General features: G+C 73.5%; 14 protein-coding genes. 10 read left to right on the top strand and 4 right to left on the bottom strand.

Translation table 11 applies throughout. The features are described 5' to 3' along the window. Window positions 1-170 precede the first annotated feature (170 nt). Both HNR25_RS24885 and HNR25_RS24880 read left to right on the top strand, forming a co-directional pair. Window positions 171-653, top strand: a complete 483-nt coding sequence (locus tag HNR25_RS24885) for a PH domain-containing protein (RefSeq protein ID WP_312862784.1) — start codon at window positions 171-173, stop codon at window positions 651-653. A gap of 64 nt (window positions 654-717) precedes the next feature. Further along, window positions 718-2,424 (top strand): PH domain-containing protein, encoded by a 1,707-nt coding sequence (locus tag HNR25_RS24880; protein WP_184640436.1) that lies wholly within the window; start codon window positions 718-720, stop codon window positions 2,422-2,424. Between the two features lie 156 nt (window positions 2,425-2,580). On the opposite strand, the gene sepH is transcribed toward HNR25_RS24880, so the two are convergent. Both sepH and HNR25_RS24870 read right to left on the bottom strand, forming a co-directional pair. Beyond that, window positions 2,581-3,933, bottom strand: coding sequence for a septation protein SepH (gene sepH, locus HNR25_RS24875; protein WP_184640434.1), 1,353 nt, complete (start codon window positions 3,931-3,933; stop codon window positions 2,581-2,583). A gap of 409 nt (window positions 3,934-4,342) precedes the next feature. After that, complete coding sequence (locus HNR25_RS24870) at window positions 4,343-5,644, bottom strand: D-arabinono-1,4-lactone oxidase (RefSeq protein ID WP_221459413.1); 1,302 nt, start codon at window positions 5,642-5,644, stop codon at window positions 4,343-4,345. A 115-nt stretch (window positions 5,645-5,759) separates the two neighbouring features. Between HNR25_RS24870 and HNR25_RS24865 the strand changes: the two genes are divergently transcribed. The 3 genes from HNR25_RS24865 to HNR25_RS24855 all read left to right on the top strand — a co-directional run bounded on the left by HNR25_RS24865 (window position 5,760) and on the right by HNR25_RS24855 (window position 9,896). Continuing rightward, window positions 5,760-6,797 carry a ferrochelatase gene (locus tag HNR25_RS24865; RefSeq protein WP_184640432.1) on the top strand — a complete coding sequence of 346 codons (1,038 nt, stop codon included), beginning with the start codon at window positions 5,760-5,762 and terminating at the stop codon, window positions 6,795-6,797. Between the two features lie 182 nt (window positions 6,798-6,979). Beyond that, on the top strand, window positions 6,980-9,016 hold the full coding sequence (locus HNR25_RS24860; RefSeq protein WP_184640430.1) for a S9 family peptidase: 2,037 nt from the start codon (window positions 6,980-6,982) through the stop codon (window positions 9,014-9,016). A gap of 70 nt (window positions 9,017-9,086) precedes the next feature. Continuing rightward, entirely contained in the window at window positions 9,087-9,896 is an 810-nt protein-coding gene (locus HNR25_RS24855) for an inositol monophosphatase family protein (RefSeq protein WP_184640428.1), read from the top strand. Between the two features lie 197 nt (window positions 9,897-10,093). Here HNR25_RS24855 and HNR25_RS24850 read toward each other — a convergent pair whose 3' ends face one another. After that, window positions 10,094-10,261 (bottom strand): hypothetical protein, encoded by a 168-nt coding sequence (locus tag HNR25_RS24850; RefSeq protein WP_184640426.1) that lies wholly within the window; start codon window positions 10,259-10,261, stop codon window positions 10,094-10,096. 659 nt (window positions 10,262-10,920) lie between these two features. Here HNR25_RS24850 and HNR25_RS24845 point away from each other — a divergent pair. The 4 genes from HNR25_RS24845 to HNR25_RS24830 all read left to right on the top strand — a co-directional run bounded on the left by HNR25_RS24845 (window position 10,921) and on the right by HNR25_RS24830 (window position 14,835). After that, window positions 10,921-11,574, top strand: a complete 654-nt coding sequence (locus tag HNR25_RS24845) for a response regulator transcription factor (protein WP_184640423.1) — start codon at window positions 10,921-10,923, stop codon at window positions 11,572-11,574. Then, on the top strand, window positions 11,571-12,863 hold the full coding sequence (locus HNR25_RS24840; RefSeq protein WP_184640421.1) for a sensor histidine kinase: 1,293 nt from the start codon (window positions 11,571-11,573) through the stop codon (window positions 12,861-12,863). Before HNR25_RS24845 ends, HNR25_RS24840 begins: the two co-directional genes overlap by 4 nt. 476 nt (window positions 12,864-13,339) lie before the next feature. Beyond that, entirely contained in the window at window positions 13,340-13,639 is a 300-nt protein-coding gene (locus HNR25_RS24835; RefSeq protein WP_184640419.1) for a DUF4193 domain-containing protein, read from the top strand. Between the two features lie 281 nt (window positions 13,640-13,920). Next, window positions 13,921-14,835 carry a hypothetical protein gene (locus HNR25_RS24830; protein WP_376767566.1) on the top strand — a complete coding sequence of 305 codons (915 nt, stop codon included), beginning with the start codon at window positions 13,921-13,923 and terminating at the stop codon, window positions 14,833-14,835. A 71-nt stretch (window positions 14,836-14,906) separates the two neighbouring features. Here the strand turns inward: HNR25_RS24830 and HNR25_RS24825 are convergent, their stop codons facing one another. Beyond that, window positions 14,907-15,191 carry a DUF4235 domain-containing protein gene (locus HNR25_RS24825; RefSeq protein WP_184640417.1) on the bottom strand — a complete coding sequence of 95 codons (285 nt, stop codon included), beginning with the start codon at window positions 15,189-15,191 and terminating at the stop codon, window positions 14,907-14,909. A gap of 303 nt (window positions 15,192-15,494) precedes the next feature. On the opposite strand from HNR25_RS24825, the gene valS reads away from it, so the two are divergent. Next, window positions 15,495-18,065: a valine--tRNA ligase gene (gene valS, locus HNR25_RS24820; protein ID WP_184640415.1), complete on the top strand. Its 2,571-nt coding sequence runs from the start codon at window positions 15,495-15,497 to the stop codon at window positions 18,063-18,065. Window positions 18,066-18,078 lie beyond the last annotated feature (13 nt).

The following is an 18,078-nucleotide window of genomic DNA, read 5'->3' as shown; positions in this document are numbered from 1 at the left end:
ACGGACGCTCTCGGTGCAACACCGCGCGGGCCCCGGGTTTTCCCGGGACGGCCCGGCGGGCCGGTATCTCCCGCGCCCGGTGCGCGGCCGCTGCTGTGATCGGTGCGACGGCGGCCCCTAGACTCGGTGGTGTGGCGACGACGACGCGTTTGAGACCCCCCACCCACCGTGTGTCGCGGAAAGCGGTGCGGCTGTGGACCCTGCAGGCCGCGATCGGCTCGGCGGTCACCGCCGCGCTGCTCAGCGCGGCGGTATGGGCCCTGCGGCTCGCATGGTGGGACTGGGTGCCCGAGTGGGCGCTGCGCAACGCGTGGTGGCTGGTGGTCCTCTACGGTGTCTACGCCCTCGCGCGTGTGGTGATCGTGCCGCAGTGGCGCTACCGCGTGCACCGCTGGGAGATCACCGCCGACGTGGTCTACACCCGCAGCGGCTGGTTCAGCCGCCAGTGGCAGCTGGTTCCGGTCAGCCGCATCCAGACCGTCGACCACCGCCAGGGTTGGATGGAGCGGATGTTCGGCGTCGCCACGCTGGAGGTGCAGACCGCCTCGCACGCCGGGTCCTCCACCATCGAAGGCCTGGCCGCCGCCGACGCCCAGCGGATCTCCGAGGAGCTGGCCCAACGCGCCGCCGAACTGCGCGACGACGCCACGTGACCCCCGCCCGCACGGCGGGCCGGCGCCCCGGCGCTCCCGCCGCCGGGCCCATCGGAGGAGCCTGATGAGCGAGAACGGTCCGTACGAGGAGCCCCGTCCGGGCGTCGGCGGGGGCGCCGCGCCCGGCGGCGGATCGGACCGCGACGGCGGTCCCGTCCCCGCGGAGCCGCCCGCACCGGACCCGCCGCCCGCGGGATCCGGGCCGGCCGCCGGGCCCTACGGCCATCCGCCGGACGCCTCCGCTTCCGGGCCCGAGGCCGAGCCCGCCTACCGGCTCAGCCCGCTGACCCTGGTCACCGCCCCCGTCAACTACCTGCGCAGCTACATCGTCCCCGTCCTCATCGCGGTGATCGCCGGTACCTACAGCTTCAACCCCTGGATGCTGGGCGGGGCAGGGGTCGCCCTCGTCGCGATGGTCCTCAGCGGGCTGCTCACCTGGTACACGCTGCGCTACCAGGTCGGTTCCGAAAGCCTGGAGATCCGACGCGGCCTGATCAACCGCTCGCGCCGCTCCATCCCCCTGGAGCGCATCCGCGGCGTCGACATCAGCTCCAACCCGCTGCACCGCATGCTCGGCCTGGCCGTCGTCAAGATCGAGGCCGCGGCCGGGGGAGGAGGCAGCGAAGAGGGCAAGCTCGACGCCGTCGCGGCGGGCGAGGCCGAACGCCTGCGCCGGGTCCTGCTGCAGCGGCGCGCCGACCTCAGCGGCGGCGGGCCGTCCGCGCCGGTCGGCGCGGACGCCTCCGGTGAGCCCGGACCCGCCGCACCGGCCGGGGACGCCGAGGACACCGAGGTCTACTTCACCATGCCGGCGGGCTGGTACTTCTACTCCGTGCTCAGCCTGGGCTATCTGATGACGCCCTTCGTCGCCCTGGCCACGCTGGTCGGCGTCGTCAGCCAGGGCCTGGGCGAGCAGAGCGGAGACACCGCCTACGAGCTCTACCTGTGGGCCGCCGACGCGGCCGTCTCGCTGCTGGCCGCCGCCGCGGCCGTGCTGGCGTTCCTGCTTCTGGTCGCCATGCCGCTGTTCGCGGTGGTCTCCTACGCCGTCACCCACTGGCGCTTCACGCTGCTCCGGCGCGGCGACACGCTGGTCGCCGAGCGCGGGTTGCTCACGCGCCAGAGCGTGACCCTGGAGAAGCGCCGCATCCGCGGACATGAACTGGTCGACAACCCGCTGGAGCGGACGCGCTCGGCCGTGCACCTGCGCGCCATCGTCACCGGTCTGGGACAGACCGCGACCCGCGCCATGCTGATGCCGGCCGGACCGCGCTCGCGTGTGGAGGCGGTCCTGCAGCGGGCCCTGGCGCCGTTCAGCGGTTCCCTCACGCGCCATCCGCGGGCCGCGCTGTGGCGGCGGCTGTTCCGCGCGGTGGCGCCGTTCGCGCTCGCGGCCGCCGTGGCCGCGTTCGTCGCCCCGCCCTGGGTGGCCGGTGTACTCGTGGTGCCGGCGGTGCTGGGCGTGCCGCTGGGGCTGGACCGGTACCGGTCACTGGGCCACGGCGACGACGGGTACCGGGTCAGTGTGCGGTCGGGGTCGCTGCGGCGCGTCCAGGCCGTGGTGGTGCGCGACGCCATCATCGGCTGGAACTGGAAGCAGACGCTGTTCCAGCGCCGGGTCGGGCTGGCCGATCTGGAGGTGTCGGTGGGCGCGGGCAGCGGCGGCTACTCCGCGATCGACGCGGGCTTCGGCGCGTCGGTGGCCTTCGCGCACGGCGTCACCCCGGAGATGGTCCGGCCCTTCCTCGACGACACCGACCGGAACGCCTGACCGGCCGGGCGTGATCGGGTGCGCGAGGCACGCCGGGATCCCTCCGGGACCGCCCGGCGGCTCGGCGCGCACAGACGCCCCGATCCGCTCCGCCGGTCGGCGCGGCGCATCCCCCGGCGGTCGCGCGCGGTGCGGCCGGACCCCGCCGGCGAAGCCCTAGTCGGACTTCTTGGAGCCGAACATGATCTCGTCCCACGACGGCACCGAGGCCCGGCGGCCGCGGCCCTTGCGGCGGGACGCCGAACCGCCGCCGGGTGCGCCCGTTCCGGCGGCCGCGGCCGAAACCGGCGGCTCCGGACGCCGACCCGAGGGCAGCTCCTGCGAATCGTCCTGCTCGGGTGCGCTCGCCGGAACGGGATCCGGGCGCTGGGCGGCGGGCGGTGCGGGGCTCTGCAGCGCGGCGCGCCCCGCACCGCGCCGCTCGGACGGTTCCGGTTGCTGCTGGGGCTGTTCGGGCGGATCAGGGCGCTCGGACCGCTCCGGATCGCCGGGGCGTTCGGGGGCCTCGGCCGACGCGGGGGGAGCGGCCGGGTCGCTCCCGGCTGCGGGCGCCTCCGGCACGGGAGCGGGGCCCTCCTCGCGCTGCTGCCGCGCGGCGGCGGGCTGCGGCGCCGCGTCCTGCGCCGGCGGCACGGCGCGATCGGGCGTGATGCGGGTGCGTGCCGGGGCGGACCGCTCCGGCGGACCGGCCGGCGCCGGCCGGTCGGGAGCCCCCGACGGCGCCGACGCCGCAGGGGCGGCCGGCGCGGGCGGCTCTTCGCTGCGCGGGGGATCGGTCGGCGCGGTGCGCAGCCCGGGCTCCTGCGTGCGCCCGTCGGGCCGGCCCGGCTCGGGCCGCGGCGGCTCCGGGCGCGACTCGGGTGCCGACCCCTGGCGCCGCGGGACGAAGGGGGTCACGTTCGCGCTTCCCGGCCCCAGATCCAGCGGCTCGTCGGCCTCGCGCGTGAGGAAGCGCACGGCCTCCCCGTCGGCCGGGGTGACCGAGCGGCGGCGCGGCTCATAGATCCAGTGGGCCGCGCGCTCTTCGCCGCCCGCGTAGAAGATCAGCCGCAGCTGCCAGGTGCCGTCCTCGCGCTTCCAGGAGTCCCAGACCGCATCGCCGGTCTCCAGCTGGTGCTGGCCGATGCGCTCGGCGATCAGGTCGCCCAGTACGGGGCCGGGAGCGGATTCGCCCTGGCGCCGGACCGAGGCCCGCTGCGCCTGCTGGGCGACGTACTCGCGCTCCTGGAGCACAGGGCTCTCGAACCAGCGGACGCGCTCGATCGGGATTCCGGAGAGGTCCGCGATCGTCTCGGCTGTCTCGCCAGAGCGGATCCGGGCCTGGATTTCCTTGGGGCGCAACGGATTCTCCACTTCGATCTCGTCCTGGCCGAGCCGGGAGAACTGTCCGCGCACGGCGGCGCGGAGACGGTCGTCGACGGGCAGCGTGAAACGGGTCCCGCGACCGGCACTCGCCAATACCAGGTAAGTGCCGTCCTCACTGACGGCGGCGAGGCGAAGCTCCTGCATCGCCCTCCCTTTCGCGTCCCGTCGAGGGTAGGTCCTCGGCCCTCCCCCACGATCCCAGTCTCAACGGCATCCACGCGTTCGGCCAATACCGCGTCTGGCATGTCCGAACTGTGTGACCCTCCCGGACGGCCGGGGACCGCCCGCTGAGTGTCGTCGTGCTCCGAAAACGCCCTAGCGGCACGCAGGCGAACCGGACTGGCGAGGCGGCAGAGCGGCCGTAGCGGACCCGCGCCCGCCGTCTCTGGGCCCGATGGTATCCCGCCCATCCCGGCCCGTCCCGTGTCGAATGCGACTTTTCGCGGACGGTGTGTGCGGTGCCGCCTTTCGGGTGATCGGCGCTTCCACGGCGCCGCCCGGACGCGGTCGCGGGAGGCCCCGCAGCACACGGCGCGGATACCCGACGGCACGCTCAGCGGCCCAGCACCGTGTCGAGATAGCCGTTGGCGAAGCGCCGGTCGGGATCGACCCGGTCGCGCACCGCCACGGCCTCGGTGAAGCGCGGGTAGAGCGCGTCGAAGTCCGCGCGGCCGCGGGTGTGCATCTTGCCCCAGTGCGGACGGCCCTGCGCGGCGGCGAACACCGCCTCCAGCTCGCGGAAGTAGCCGGTATAGGGCATACCCCGGTAGACGTGCGCGGCGACGTAGGCGGTGTCGCGCCCGTAGGCCGTCGACAACCACCCGCTGTCGGCCGGGGCGAAGCGCACCTCGACCGGGAACCCGATGCGGTGGCGCCCCGAGTCCACGATCCGGCGGACCTCCCGCAGCACCTCGGGTAGATCTCCGGCCGGTACCGCGTACTCCGTCTCGACGAACCGCACTCGGCGCGTGCTGGCGAAGACGCGGTGGGAAGCGTCGGTGTAGGTGCGCGCCGACAGCGCCCGCGCCGAGACCTGATTGATCGCCGGAAGCGCGGCCGGCACCCGCCGCCCCACCCGGTTGGCCGCTTCGAAGACCGTGTTGGAGAGGAACTCGTCGTCCAGCCAGGCGCGGAGGGGGCTCAGCGGCCGGGCCGGGCCGTCCGCGCGGTTGTTGCGCTTGGTGCTGGTGCGGCCGGTGCGGGGGAACCAGAAGAACTCGAAATGCTCGTTGTCGGCCCGCAGCTCCGGAAGACGCTCCAGGACCTCCTCCAGAGCCATCGGCTCCTCGCGCGCCCGCAGCAGGAACGCCGGACGCACCCGCAGTGTCAGCGCCGTGACCACCCCGAAAGCGCCCAGCCCCACGCGCGCCGCCGCGAACAGCTCGCTCTCGTGCTCGGGCGAGCACTCGACCACCGACCCGTCGGCCAGCACCAGCTCCATCGCGCACACCTGGTCGGCCAGCCCGCCGCTGTCGCGGCCGGTGCCGTGCGTGCCCGTCTGGATCGCGCCCGCCGCCGTCTGCACGGCGACGTCGCCCATGTTGGCCAGCGCCAGCCCGCGCACCTGCAGCTCCTCGTTCAGGTCGCACAGCGGCATGCCCGCCTCCACGGTGGCGGTGCCGGCCCCGGCGTCGACCCCGCGCAGCCGCGCCAGCCCCGTGGGCGCCAGCAGCAGGCCGTCGGTGACGGCCGCGCCGGTGAAGGAGTGGCCCGCCCCCACCATCCGCACCCGCAGCCCCTCCTCGGCGGCGCTGCGCACGGCCGCGGCGACACCCGCGGTGCTGGAGGGCGCCGCCGTCCGGCGGGGGCGGGCCGTGTGCGTACCGGACCATGTGCGCCACACCACACTGCTCATGGCGCGGCAGACTACCGGGCCGCGGCGCGCCGTGTCTGCAGGGGGCCGGCCGTCGCTGACACGCGCAACGCCGAGGGGGAGCGGCGCTACCGCGGGGAGCTGGTTGGATGGAGCCATGCCCTACGAGCCCTACGATGCGTTTCTGCTCGTCTCCTTCGGCGGCCCCGAGGCCAACGAGGACGTGATCCCCTTCCTGGAAAACGTCACCCGGGGCCGGAACATCCCTCGGGAGCGCCTGGCCGAAGTCGGACAGCACTACTACCTCTACGACGGGGTCAGCCCCATCAACCGGCAGTGCCGGGACCTGATAGCCGCCATCCGCTCCGACTTCGCGGGGGCGGGCGTGGACCTGCCGGTCTACTGGGGCAACCGCTTCTGGACCCCGATGCTGGGCGAGACCGTCGCGCAGATGGCCCGGGACGGCATACGCCGCGTCGTGGCGATGGCGACCTCGGCCTACAGCAACTACTCCAGCCACCGGGCCTACCTCGACGACATCGCCGCCGCACGCGAGGCCGTCGGTCCCGACGCGCCCGAAATCGAACTGATCCGCCCCTTCTTCGACCACCCCGGATTCATCGAGCCGCTGGTCGAACACACCCGCGACGCCCTCGACCGGCTCCCCGAGGACCGGCGGGCAGGCGCCCACCTGCTGTTCTCGGCCCACTCCATCCCCACGGCCATGGCCGAGGCCAGCGGTGCGCCCGGCCACGCCTACGGCCCCGGCGGCGCGTACGTCGCCCAGCTCACCGAGGTCGCGCGCCTGGTCAGCGAGCGGCTGGGCGAGGACCACCCCTACGAGCTCGTCTACCAGAGCCGCAGCGGGCCGCCGTCCCAACCGTGGCTGGAGCCCGACGTCAACGACCGGCTGGCCGACCTGGCCCGGCAGGGCGCCACGGCGGTCGTGACCGTTCCCTACGGGTTCGTCTCCGACCATATGGAGGTCGTCTACGACCTCGACAACGAGGCCCGCGAGACCGCCCGGGAGCACGGCATGCACTTCGTGCGCGCGCTGAGCCCCGGAACCCATCCGCGCTTCGTGGCGATGGTCCGCGAGCTCGTGGCCGAGCGCGCCGCCGGCGCCGAGCCCTTCGGCCTGACCGCGCTGCCGGCCTGCCACGACTGCCCCGAGGGGTGCTGCAGCCAGCGCTGAGCGCGCCGGACCGGTGAGCGCGCTCCGGCGCGGCGCCCGCTCCCGATAGCGTCGAAGCGATACCGGTACCGATGTCGCAGCATTTCCGGTGTGTCGGCGGGAATTTAGGCGGTCCGGGGCCGCCGCTTCCCGACGGCCCCGGACCCGCAACACAGACCCGGGCAGAGGGGAAGTCGCACGACGTGGTTCGCACCTGGTACGACCTCGAGGAATACATCGGACTGCGCCGTGTGAACGGCCTGGTCCTGGCACCCGACGGCACCCGCCTGATCGCCCCCGTGAGCGAGCTCGCCCCCGACGGGGCCGCGTTCCGGACCGCCCTGTGGGAGATCGACCCCGCCGGCGGCGCCGAGCCCCGCCGCCTGACCCGGTCGGCGGCGGGCGAGGGCGCCCCGGCGTTCCTGCCCGACGGCTCGCTGCTGTTCACCTCGGCGCGCCCCGATCCCGACAGCGCGGTCTCCGCCGACGCGCCCGCCCTGTGGCTGTTGCCCGCAGGCGGCGGCGAAGCCCACTGCGTGGCCGAGCGCCCCGGCGGCTTCGGCGCCCTCGCCGTGGCCCGCGAGGCCGGTACCGTCGCCTTCACCTCCGAGGTGCACCCCGGCGCCGCCGATACCGAGGCCGACGCCCGGGCCCGCAAGGCGCGCAAGGACGCCGGAGTGAGCGCGATCCTGCACGAGTCGGTGCCGGTGCGCGTCTGGGACCGGGATCTGGGCCCGGACCGGCCCCGGCTGTTCGCCGCCGCGCCGCCCGCCGCGGCCGGCGCACGCCTCGGCGAAGCCGCGGACCTCACCCCCGATCCGGGCCTGGCCCTCCACGGCAGCGCGCCCTGCATCAGCCCCGACGGCGCCACCGCCGTCGTCGGCTGGAGTGTCGACGCCGGCCGCGGCGTACGGCGCGACCGGCTGGTCGCCGTCGACACCGCCACCGGTGAGCGCCGCGTCCTGGCGGCCGACCCCGAGCGCGACTTCGGCGGGCCGGCGGCCTCACCCGACGGGCGCGGTGTCGTAGCGCTGCGGGACTTCTCCGGTGGAGAAGGGCCCGGCGGTGCGCCGCCCGAAGCCACTCTGTGGTTCGTGGACCTCGCCACCGGCGAGGGGCGCGACCTGCTGGCCGGGTACGACCTGTGGCCGCGGGAGTACGTGTGGACCCCCGACTCCGCCGCCGTGCTGTTCACTGCCGACGATCAGGGCCGCTGCCCCGTCTTCCGCGTCGAGACCGCCACCGGCGGGCTCACCCGCATCACCGCCGACGACGGGACCTACACCCACCTCAACCCCGCGCCGGCGGGCACCGCGCTCTTCGCGCTGCGCTGCTCGTGGGACGAACCGCCCGCACCCGCGCGCATCGACGACGCTACCGGCACCGCAGGCCCGCAGCACCCGGTGCGGCTGCCGGCGCCCGAGGCGCCGCTGGAGATGCCCGGAGTGCTGACCGAGACCGCTGCCGAAGCCGATGACGGCACCCGCATCCGAGCTTGGCTGGTGCTGCCGTCCGACGCCTCGGCCGCGGCGCCGGCGCCCCTGGTCCTGTGGGTGCACGGCGGCCCCTACATGAGCTTCAACGGGTGGTCCTGGCGGTGGAACCCCTGGCTGCTGGCCGCACGGGGCTATGCGGTGCTCCTGCCGGATCCGGCGCTGTCCACCGGCTACGGCCCCGAGATGCGCCGCCGCGGGCGGGCGGCCTGGGGCGAGCGCACTCTGGCCGACCTCATGGCCGTCACCGACGCGGCCGCGTCCCGCGACGACGTCGACGGCACCCGGACCGCCGCCATGGGCGGCTCCTTCGGCGGATACATGGCCAATTGGATCGCCGGGCACACCGACCGGTTCGACGCCGTTGTCACCCACGCCTCCCTGTGGTCGCTGGAGGCCTTCGCCGGCGCCACCGACTACCCGTGGGCCTGGACCGCCGAGTACGGCGACCCGCTGGAGCGCCCCGAGCGCTACCGCGGCGCCTCGCCCCAGGCGGCCGCCGACAGCATCCGCACGCCTATGCTGGTCATCCACGGGGACAAGGACTACCGGGTGCCCATCGGGGAAGGGCTGCGGCTGTGGTGGGACCTGGTCAGCCGCGAGGTCGACGCCAAGTTCCTGTACTTCCCCGACGAGAACCACTGGGTGACCGCGCCGGGAAACATCCGGGTCTGGTACGGGACCGTCCTGGCCTTCCTGGACCACCACGTGCTGGGCCGGGACTGGCAGCGGCCGCCGCTGCTGTGACGGGCGCCGCACCGTGCAGCGGCAGCGGGCGCACGCGCCCGCACCGACGAGTACGAGGAACGGGAGAACCATGAGCACCACCCCCACGCCCGACCGCGCCGGGCTGCTGTCCCTGGCCGTGGAGGCCGCCCGGGAGGGAGGGCGCGCCGCCGCGGAGGGCCAGTCCGGGATCGGGGTCCTCGACACCAAGTCTTCGCCCACCGACGTGGTCACCGAGATGGACCGCGCGGTCGAAGAGCTGATCCGCAAGCGCCTGCACGCCGCTCGTCCCGGCGACGCCGTGCTGGGCGAGGAGGGCGGCGACGAGGGCGGCGACACCGGGGTGCGCTGGATCGTCGACCCCATCGACGGCACCGTCAACTACCTCTACGGCCGCGGGGAATGGGCCGTGTCCATCGCCGCCGAGGTCGACGGCGAGGTGGTGGCCGGGGCGGTTGCGGCGCCGGCCCGCGGAGACCTGTACACCGGCGTGCTCGGCGGCGGCGCGTACTGCAACGGCGAGGCGATCCGGGCGGCGCCCGCGGTGCCGCTGGAGCTGGCGCTGGTGGGCACCGGTTTCGGCTACGAGTCGGGCCGCCGCGCTCGGCAGGCCCGGGTGCTGGGCTCGGTGCTGCCGCGGGTGCGCGACATCCGGCGCGGCGGATCGGCGGCCGTGGACCTGTGCGAGCTGGCCCACGGCCGGTCCGACGCCTACTACGAGCGCGGGCTCAACCCGTGGGACTGGGGGGCGGCCGCGCTCATCGCCCAGGAGGCCGGCGCCCGGGTGGGCGGACTGCACGGCGCCCCGCCCACCCCCGATCTGGTCATCGCGGCGGTGCCGGAGCTCTTCGCCGAGCTGCACGACCTGCTCGCGCCGCTGGGCGCCGACACCGACGGCTGACGGCCGGCCGGCGGGCGGGTGCGGACGAGAAAAGCGCCTTCCCGGAGTGCGGGCACTCCGGGAAGGCGCTCCGTCGTCCGTGCGGGGCTCGGGGACACCCCGTGCGCGTGGTGTACTGCGCGGCCGGCCTCCCACCAGGCCGGTCGTGTGCCGTTCCGGGCGTGACGCCGGTGTCGGCCGGAACGGCGACGCCGGGCTCACCCGCAGCCGGTGTCGACTCCGTTGCGAGCGGCGATGCGGTGCAGGTCCTCAAGTTCCGACATGTGCACGTCGGCGAGGTCGTCGTCTCCCGCGGCCTGCGCCGCCTGGAGCGATTGGCGGATCTCCTTGATGCGGCCCTTGATCTCCGCTCGGAACTCGCCCATTTCACCTCACTTTTCATCGCGTCAAAGCCGCACAGCGCCATAGCGGCGCTGCTGCAGCGTGACAGGGGACAGCGGGGTCGAGACCGGCGCGACCCGCAAGTCACGGCCATACCCACGCCCTTCGCGCGGCCAAACGTCCGTGACCGAGCTGTGATCGGTCGCCGGCGGATGCTCCCGCGCTCGCGGGCCGCCGTGAGACACTCGACCATGTCGGTGCCGTCGCAGGCGAGCGCGGGCGACGGTGCCGTACACCACATTCGATTGTGTGTGCCAGGGCTTACTTGGTTCTTATCCTGGATGTGTCAGATTCGAGATGTGCGGGGTGATCGTCGCTGCCGGCGGTCGGGGGATACGTCGGCAGCGACACCCGCGCACAGACAGGGAGCCGCACGGGCGGCGGTCCGCCGGGACCGCCCGGGCCGGCTCCCCAGTGGCCACCCCCGGGTCGCCGCGCGTCCGCCACCGGCCGAGGCCGGGGGAGGACGGGGCCCACGCACGGCAGGCGCCGCGCACGGGCTTACCCCGTCCTTATCGGGTGGATGCGATAACGGACGGTGCGGCCGGGGGTCACAGACGCCGCTGCCGGTGTGTTGGGGGATGCGCCGGCAGCGGCCCACTTTTTTCCGGGTTGCAGTACAGCTAAGGACGACGGACTCACCGTGCGCGTACTCGTGGTCGAAGACGAACAGGTTCTGGCCGACACGGTCGCCGTCGGACTCCGCCGCGAATCCATGGCCGTCGACGTCGTCTACGACGGCGACAGCGCGCTGGAGCATGTGGGCGTCAACGACTACGACGTCGTCGTCCTCGACCGCGACCTGCCCGGCGTCCACGGCGACGACGTCGCCCGCGCCCTGGTCGAGCAGCGCTACACCGGCCGCATCCTGATGCTGACCGCCTCGGTCGAGCTGGAGGACAAGGTCGAAGGACTGACCCTGGGCGCCGACGACTACATCACCAAGCCCTTCGCCTTCCCCGAGCTCATCGCCCGCGTGCGCGCGCTGGGCCGGCGCGCCGTCCCGCCGCTGCCCCCGGTCCTGCGCCGCAACGGCATCGAACTGGACCCCGCCAACCACACCGTCGCGCGCGACGGCGGCGCCATCACGCTGACTCCCAAGGAGTTCGCCGTCCTGGAGGTGCTGATGCGCGCCAACGGCACCGTCGTCAGCGCCGAGGGGCTGCTGGAGAAGGCCTGGGACGAAAACGCCGACCCGTTCACCAACGTCGTGCGCGTCACCGTCATGACCCTGCGCAAGAAGCTCGGCGAGCCGCCGGTCATCCAGACGGTGCCCGGAGCGGGGTACCGGATTTGACCGCGCAGGGCCCGGAGCCGGACGCCGAGCAGGCGGCGTCGCCGGGGGAGGTCGCAGCCACTGCGCCGGGCGACACCGGGACCTGGCGGCGCCTGTCCGCCGAGTCCGCGACCTCCTCGGCCAGGTCGCCGGGGCCGGTCACCGGAGGCGTGCACCGCTTCACCGACAACATCAGCCTGCGTGCGCGGCTCACCCTCATCTACGGGATGCTGTTCTTCGCGGCCGGCTCGCTGCTGGTGCTGCTCAACTACATCATCGTGGCCGGGCTGCTGGACAACCTCAACTTCACGATGCCCGACGCCGATCCGGTCGAACTCCAGCGGCGCAAGACCGAGTTCATCGAGACGGTGCTGGCCGCGGTCACGCGCTACTCCGTGATCGCGCTGGTGATCGTCGGGCTGCTGGCGGTTGGCCTGGGCTACTTCGTCGCGGGGCGGGCCCTGTCGCCCCTGCACAAGATCACCCGGATCGCCCGCCGGCTGTCGGAGCGGTCCCTGCACGAGCGCATCGCGCTCAGCGGACCCGACGACGAGATCCGTGAGCTGGCCGACACGTTCGACGGGATGCTGGAGCGCCTGGACCGCGCCTTCGACGGCCAGCGCCGCTTCGTCGCGAACGCTTCGCACGAGCTGCGCACCCCACTGGCCATCAACCGCACCCTGCTGGAGGTCGCCCTCAGCGACCCCGACGCCTCCGCCGACCTGAAGACTCTCGGCCGCACGCTGCTGGAGACCAACTCGCGCCACGAGCGCCTCATCGACGGTCTGCTGTTCCTGGCCAAGAGCGACCGCGAACTCGACGTGCGCACCCAGGTCGACATGGGCGAGGTCGTGGGCTCGGTACTCAGCCAGCTCTCCGACGAGCTGGACAAAGCCGACCTGGCCGTGCGCACCGACCTGCGCGCCGCCGCCGTGATCGGCGATCCGGTCCTGCTTGAGCGCCTCGTGGCCAACCTGGTCGAGAACGCCGTGCGCTACAACGCCGCCGACGGCGAGATCACCGTGCGCTCGGGCATCTACGAGGGGTATCCGGCCATCCAGGTCGAGAACGCGGGCCCCGTCATCGCCGGTTACGAGGTCCAGGGCCTGTTCGAGCCCTTCCGCCGGGCCTCCGGCGACCGCGTCAAGTCCGGGCGCAGTGCCGGACTGGGCCTGTCCATCGTGCGCTCGGTCGTACGCGCCCACGGCGCGTCGGTCAACGTGTGGCCGCGCCAGGGCGGGGGGCTCGTCGTCACTGTGCGCTTCCCCGCTGTCGAACAGCGGGACGCAGCGGCCCCCGCAGGCAGGTAACATCTGGCCGTCCGGGCGCCGGGGCTGATCACGGGGTCGACGAAGTCCCTGCGGGGTGCGGTCGGCGCATGATATTCATACGTGTTCTACGACACGACGGCCCGGGTGACGAGTGCGCGTCGCCGGTGGGTATGCTCTCCCGGGCGCGAACGCTGCGGGAATGGCATCCGCGGTATGCGTGTATGTTCTTGCTCCGCGTCGGGCGCTCCGGGCCCGAAGGCGGGGAGGAAACGACGAGGAAATAGGTCGCAATCCGGTAGGCGTTGGGTAGCACATGAGAGCGAGTGGATCCACGGCGCGACGAAGCGCGACCGGGTCCATTCGAAGGGTGCTGCGATGCGGTGCGACTGCACCCGGGAGGGGTCATAGTCCACTTGCGCCGGCGGAAGTTATCCAGCGGTCCGGGCACAAAACGAGGCTCTCAAGCGTTGGTAGCGCGCAACGAGGCATAGAACGAGGGGGATGGAGTTAGCAGAATGGCCACCGATTACGACAGCCCGCGCAAGGCCGACGAAGACATCAACGAGGACAGCCTGCAGGAGCTGCAGGCCCGCCGCGTCGACAAGGGGACCAGCACCGTAGACGTCGACCCCGACGAGGTCGCCGAAGGCATGGAGCTGCCCGGTGCGGACCTCTCCGGCGAGGAGCTCGCAGTGCGGGTTCTGCCGCGCCAGGCCGACGAGTTCACCTGCTCGCGCTGCTTCCTGGTGCACCACCGGAGTCAGCTCGCCGAGCAGCGCAAGGGGCAGCTCGTCTGCAAGGAGTGCGCCGCCTGAGCCCGGCGCGCTCCTTTCCTCGAATGCCTCGAACGGCTGACGCCGCGGCATGTGATGCGTCTCCGGGACGCTCTCCCGGAGACGCATCGTCCTTTGCGCCTTCACACTCCGCGTTGTTGTTTTCCGTGATTCGCGATCCGATTGCACGCGTCGCGCGGCCGGGCCCGGGAATGCTCCGGGACGGGCCCCGGGTGCGGGAGGCCGCCGGCGGCGCCGCCTTCCGCACCGGAGGCGCCGCCGGCAAAGCCGCGGCGCGCCGCCCGTCCGGAGGGGAGCAGAACGTGTCCGAGGACGCTGCTGGAGACCGCGAAGACCACGGCGGGCGCCGCCGGCCGGGCGGTGCGGACCCCCCGAGCGGTGGCGGAGCCGAAGCCGTAGAGCCCGGCGGCGAGATCGCCGTGGTCGGCGGCGAGGATATCGGCGCCCTGGTCGGCGCGATCCTCGACGAGGACCCGGCCGACTCCCGGCGCCGGGCGGGGCTGCTGCGCCGGCTCGCCGCGGAACTGGCGGCCCGTGCGCGCTCGGCGCGCAGCACGGGCGCGGCCCGCGGCCGCTGGCTGGCCGACGTGTTCGCCAACGAGATCGCTCCCCGCATCCCGGTGCGCGATCGCGCGACCCTCCTCGCGCACTACCGCGGCCTGGAGGGCGAAGAGCTCGCCGACGCGCTGGTGCGCAGCGCTACGCGCGCCACCACCGCCGTGGGCGCCGCCGGCGGGGCGCTGGCCGCGGTGCAGTTCACCGCACCGCCCCTGCTGCTGACGGCGCCGGCGCAGCTCGTGGCCGAGACGGTCGTGGTGGCCTCCGTCGAGGTCAAACTCATCGCCGAGTTGCACGAGGTCTACGGCGCACCCGTGTCGGGCTCGACCCTGCAGCGCACCACGGGCTATCTCGGAGCGTGGGCGCGCAAGCGCGGCATCGACCCGGTCAACGCCCCCGAGGCGCTGCCGGCGACGCTGGGCGCGGCCGCCAGAACGGCGCTGCAGCGCCGCCTCATGCGGCTGCTGGGGCGCCACATGACCACGCTGGGCCCCTATCTCACGGGCGCGGTCGCGGGGGGCACGCTCAACCGCGCGGCCACCCGCGGGCTGGCCGCGTCGGTGCGCGCCGACCTGCGCGCCCGCGGGCTGTCGGCGCCGACGGACGCGGGCCTGGGCGGCCGGGCCGCCGCAGGCGAACTTCCCGACGGCGGCCGCTGACGGAACGCGCGCCCGCCGGCGAGGCGGCAGTCAGGGCCCCTCCGGCGGGCACACGGCGGCTCCGGCCGCCCTCACGCCTCGTCGGCGTCGGCGCCGTCGCCGGAACCGACGAACCGGCGGTGGGCGGCGCGCACCGCCAGGACGCGCGTCACCTCCATGCCGACTCCGGTGACCACGGCCCATCCCAGGGCCTCGCTCAGCTTGACCTCGGGGGCTTCGGGTTCTGTGGGCGGAGCCTTTCCGGTGGCCTGGGTCCAGGCGAACGTCAGCGCTTTCCGGGCGACGAACGCCGCCGCCAGAGCGGTGACGCTGCCGACGACCTGCGTGGCGAAATCACCGTTCTTCTTCTTAGCCATCTGTCGGATCGCTTCCCTTCTAACCTTCCTGGCGGCGCGGCCGCGTCGAAGCGGCCGCCCACCCGCCCACCGCCCGGGAGCCGTGGCCCGCGGGCCGCGGGCCCTGCGACGCGCCGCGAACCGGCGCGTGCGCCCGGACGGAATCCTTTCACGCCCGGCGGGCCCCGCCCCCGCCGACGCGGGGCGCGTCGCACCGCGGGGCCGACCCGCACGGGAGCCCCGAGGGGGACACGCGGATCACGGGCCGCTGCGGTCGGGGATTCGCGGAGCGAACACGGCCGCCGAGCCTCTACCATGTTGGCCATGACCAACCGCTCTCGTTCCTTCCGTGTGCCCGACAAGCCTTCGCTCGACGGTCTCGAGGCGAAATGGGTCGACGTATGGGACGAATCGGGCGTCTATCACTTCGACCGCACCAAGAGCCGCTCCGAGATCTACTCGATCGACACCCCGCCGCCCACCGTCTCCGGTTCCCTGCATATCGGACACGTCTTCTCCTACACCCACACCGATACCCTCGCCCGCTTCCAGCGCATGCGCGGCAAGTCGGTCTTCTACCCGATGGGCTGGGACGACAACGGGCTGCCCACCGAGCGCCGGGTGCAGAACTACTACGGTGTGCGCTGCGACCCCAGTGTGGCCTACGACCCCGACTTCACGCCGCCGGCCAAGCCCGATCCCAAGCGGCAGGTTCCCATCTCGCGGCGCAACTTCATCGAGCTGTGCGACGTGCTCACCGTCGAAGACGAGAAGGTCTTCGAGGACATCTGGCGCCGACTGGGACTCAGCGTCGACTGGCGCTACTCCTACGCCACCATCGACGACAACGCCCGTGCCACGTCCCAGCGCGCGTTCCTGCGCAACCTCGCCCGCGGCGAGGCCTACATGGCCGAGGCACCCACGCTGTGGGACGTCACCTTCCGCACCGCCGTGGCCCAGGCCGAGCTGGAGGACCGCGAACGCACCAGCGCCTTCCACAAGGTCGCCTTCCACCGCGACGGCGGCGATCCCGTCGTCATCGAGACGACCCGCCCCGAGCTCCTGCCCGCCTGCGTCGCGCTGGTCGCCCACCCCGACGACACCCGCTACCGGGACCTCGTCGGCCACACCGTGCGCAGCCCCGTCTTCGGCGTCGAGGTCCCGGTCAAGGCGCACCGCCTCGCCGAGCCCGACAAGGGCTCCGGTATCGCGATGATCTGCACCTTCGGCGACCTCGCCGACGTCACCTGGTGGCGCGAGCTGCAACTGCCCACCCGGCCGGTCGTCGGCTGGGACGGCCGCATCGTCGCCGAGCCGCCCGAGGCCGTCGCCGCAGCGGGCGGGGAAGACGCCTACGCCCGCCTGGTCGGGGCCACCGTGCACACCGCCCGCGAGCGCACGGTCGAGATGCTGCGGGAGTCCGGCGACCTGCTCGCCGAGCCCGAGCCCACCACGCGGCCGGTGAAGTTCTACGAAAAGGGCGACAAGCCGCTGGAGATCGTCACCACCCGGCAGTGGTACATCGCCAACGGCGGGCGCGACACCTCCGTGCGCGAGGAGCTGCTGGCGCGCGGGCGGGAGCTGGACTGGTACCCCGACCACATGCGCTCGCGCTTCGAGCACTGGGTCGAGGGCCTCAACGGCGACTGGCTGATCAGCCGCCAGCGCTTCTTCGGCGTGCCGTTCCCCGTCTGGTATCCGCTCGACGGCGGCGGCAACCCCGACTACGATTCCCCGCTGCTGCCGGACGAGTCCCGGCTGCCCGTCGACCCCAGCTCCGACGCTCCCGAGGGCTACACCGAGGACCAGCGCGGCACGCCGGGCGGATTCACCGGTGACCCCGACATCATGGACACCTGGGCCACGTCGTCGCTGACCCCGCAGGTCGCCGGAGGCTGGGAGCGCGACCCCGACCTCTTCGAGCGGGTCTTCCCCATGGACCTGCGTCCCCAGGGCCAGGACATCATCCGCACCTGGCTGTTCTCCACGGTCGTGCGCGCGCACTTCGAACACGGCAGCCTGCCCTGGCAGGGCGCGGCCGTCTCCGGGTGGATCCTCGACCCGGACCGCAAGAAGATGTCGAAGTCGAAGGGCAACGTCGTCACGCCCATCGACCTGCTGGAGAAGTACAGCTCCGACGCCATCCGCTACTGGGCGGCCAGCGGCCGCCTCGGTGCCGACACCGCGCTGGACGAGGGCCAGATGAAGGTCGGCCGGCGGCTGGCCATCAAGATCCTCAACGCGAGCAAGTTCGCGCTGTCGGTGGCCGGCGAAAGCACCCCGGCCGATCCGGCGGCCGTCACCGAGCCGCTGGACCGCTCGATGCTGGCCGCGCTCGCCGACGTCGTCGAGGACGCCACGTCGGCCTTCCAGGCCTACGACCACACACGCGCTCTGGAACGGGTCGAGCGGTTCTTCTGGGAGCTCTGCGACGACTACCTGGAGCTGGTCAAGGCCCGCGCCTACGACACCTCCGCACCGGCCGCCGCATCGGCCCGCGCGGCGCTGCTGATCGCCCTCTCGGCGCTGCAGCGCCTGTTCGCACCCTTCCTGCCCTTCGTCGCCGACGAGGTGTGGAGCTGGTGGAACGAGGGGTCGGTGCACGGCGAATCCTGGCCCGACGCCGGGGAGTTCCGCGCCGCCGCCGGTGCGGGCGACCCCGCCGTGCTGGCCTCCGCCTCCGAGGTGCTGCGCATGGTCCGCAAGGCCAAGTCCGAAGCCAAGCTGTCCATGCGCGCGGAGATCGATCAGGTGGCGGTGCGCGGAAAGAACGTCCACCACGTGCGGCTGGCCGGCGACGACCTGGCCGCGGCCGGGCGCGCAGCCCGGCTGGATCTGGAGGCCACCGACGAGACCGACCTCCGGGTCGAGGTCAGTCTGCCCGCGGCCGACTAGACCGGCGGCGGCG

This window comes from Streptomonospora salina, assembly GCF_014204715.1.
In the GTDB taxonomy this organism is placed as follows: domain Bacteria; phylum Actinomycetota; class Actinomycetes; order Streptosporangiales; family Streptosporangiaceae; genus Streptomonospora; species Streptomonospora salina.
Note: the sequence above shows the minus strand (reverse complement) of the source record. Positions and strands in the feature narration are given on the sequence as shown.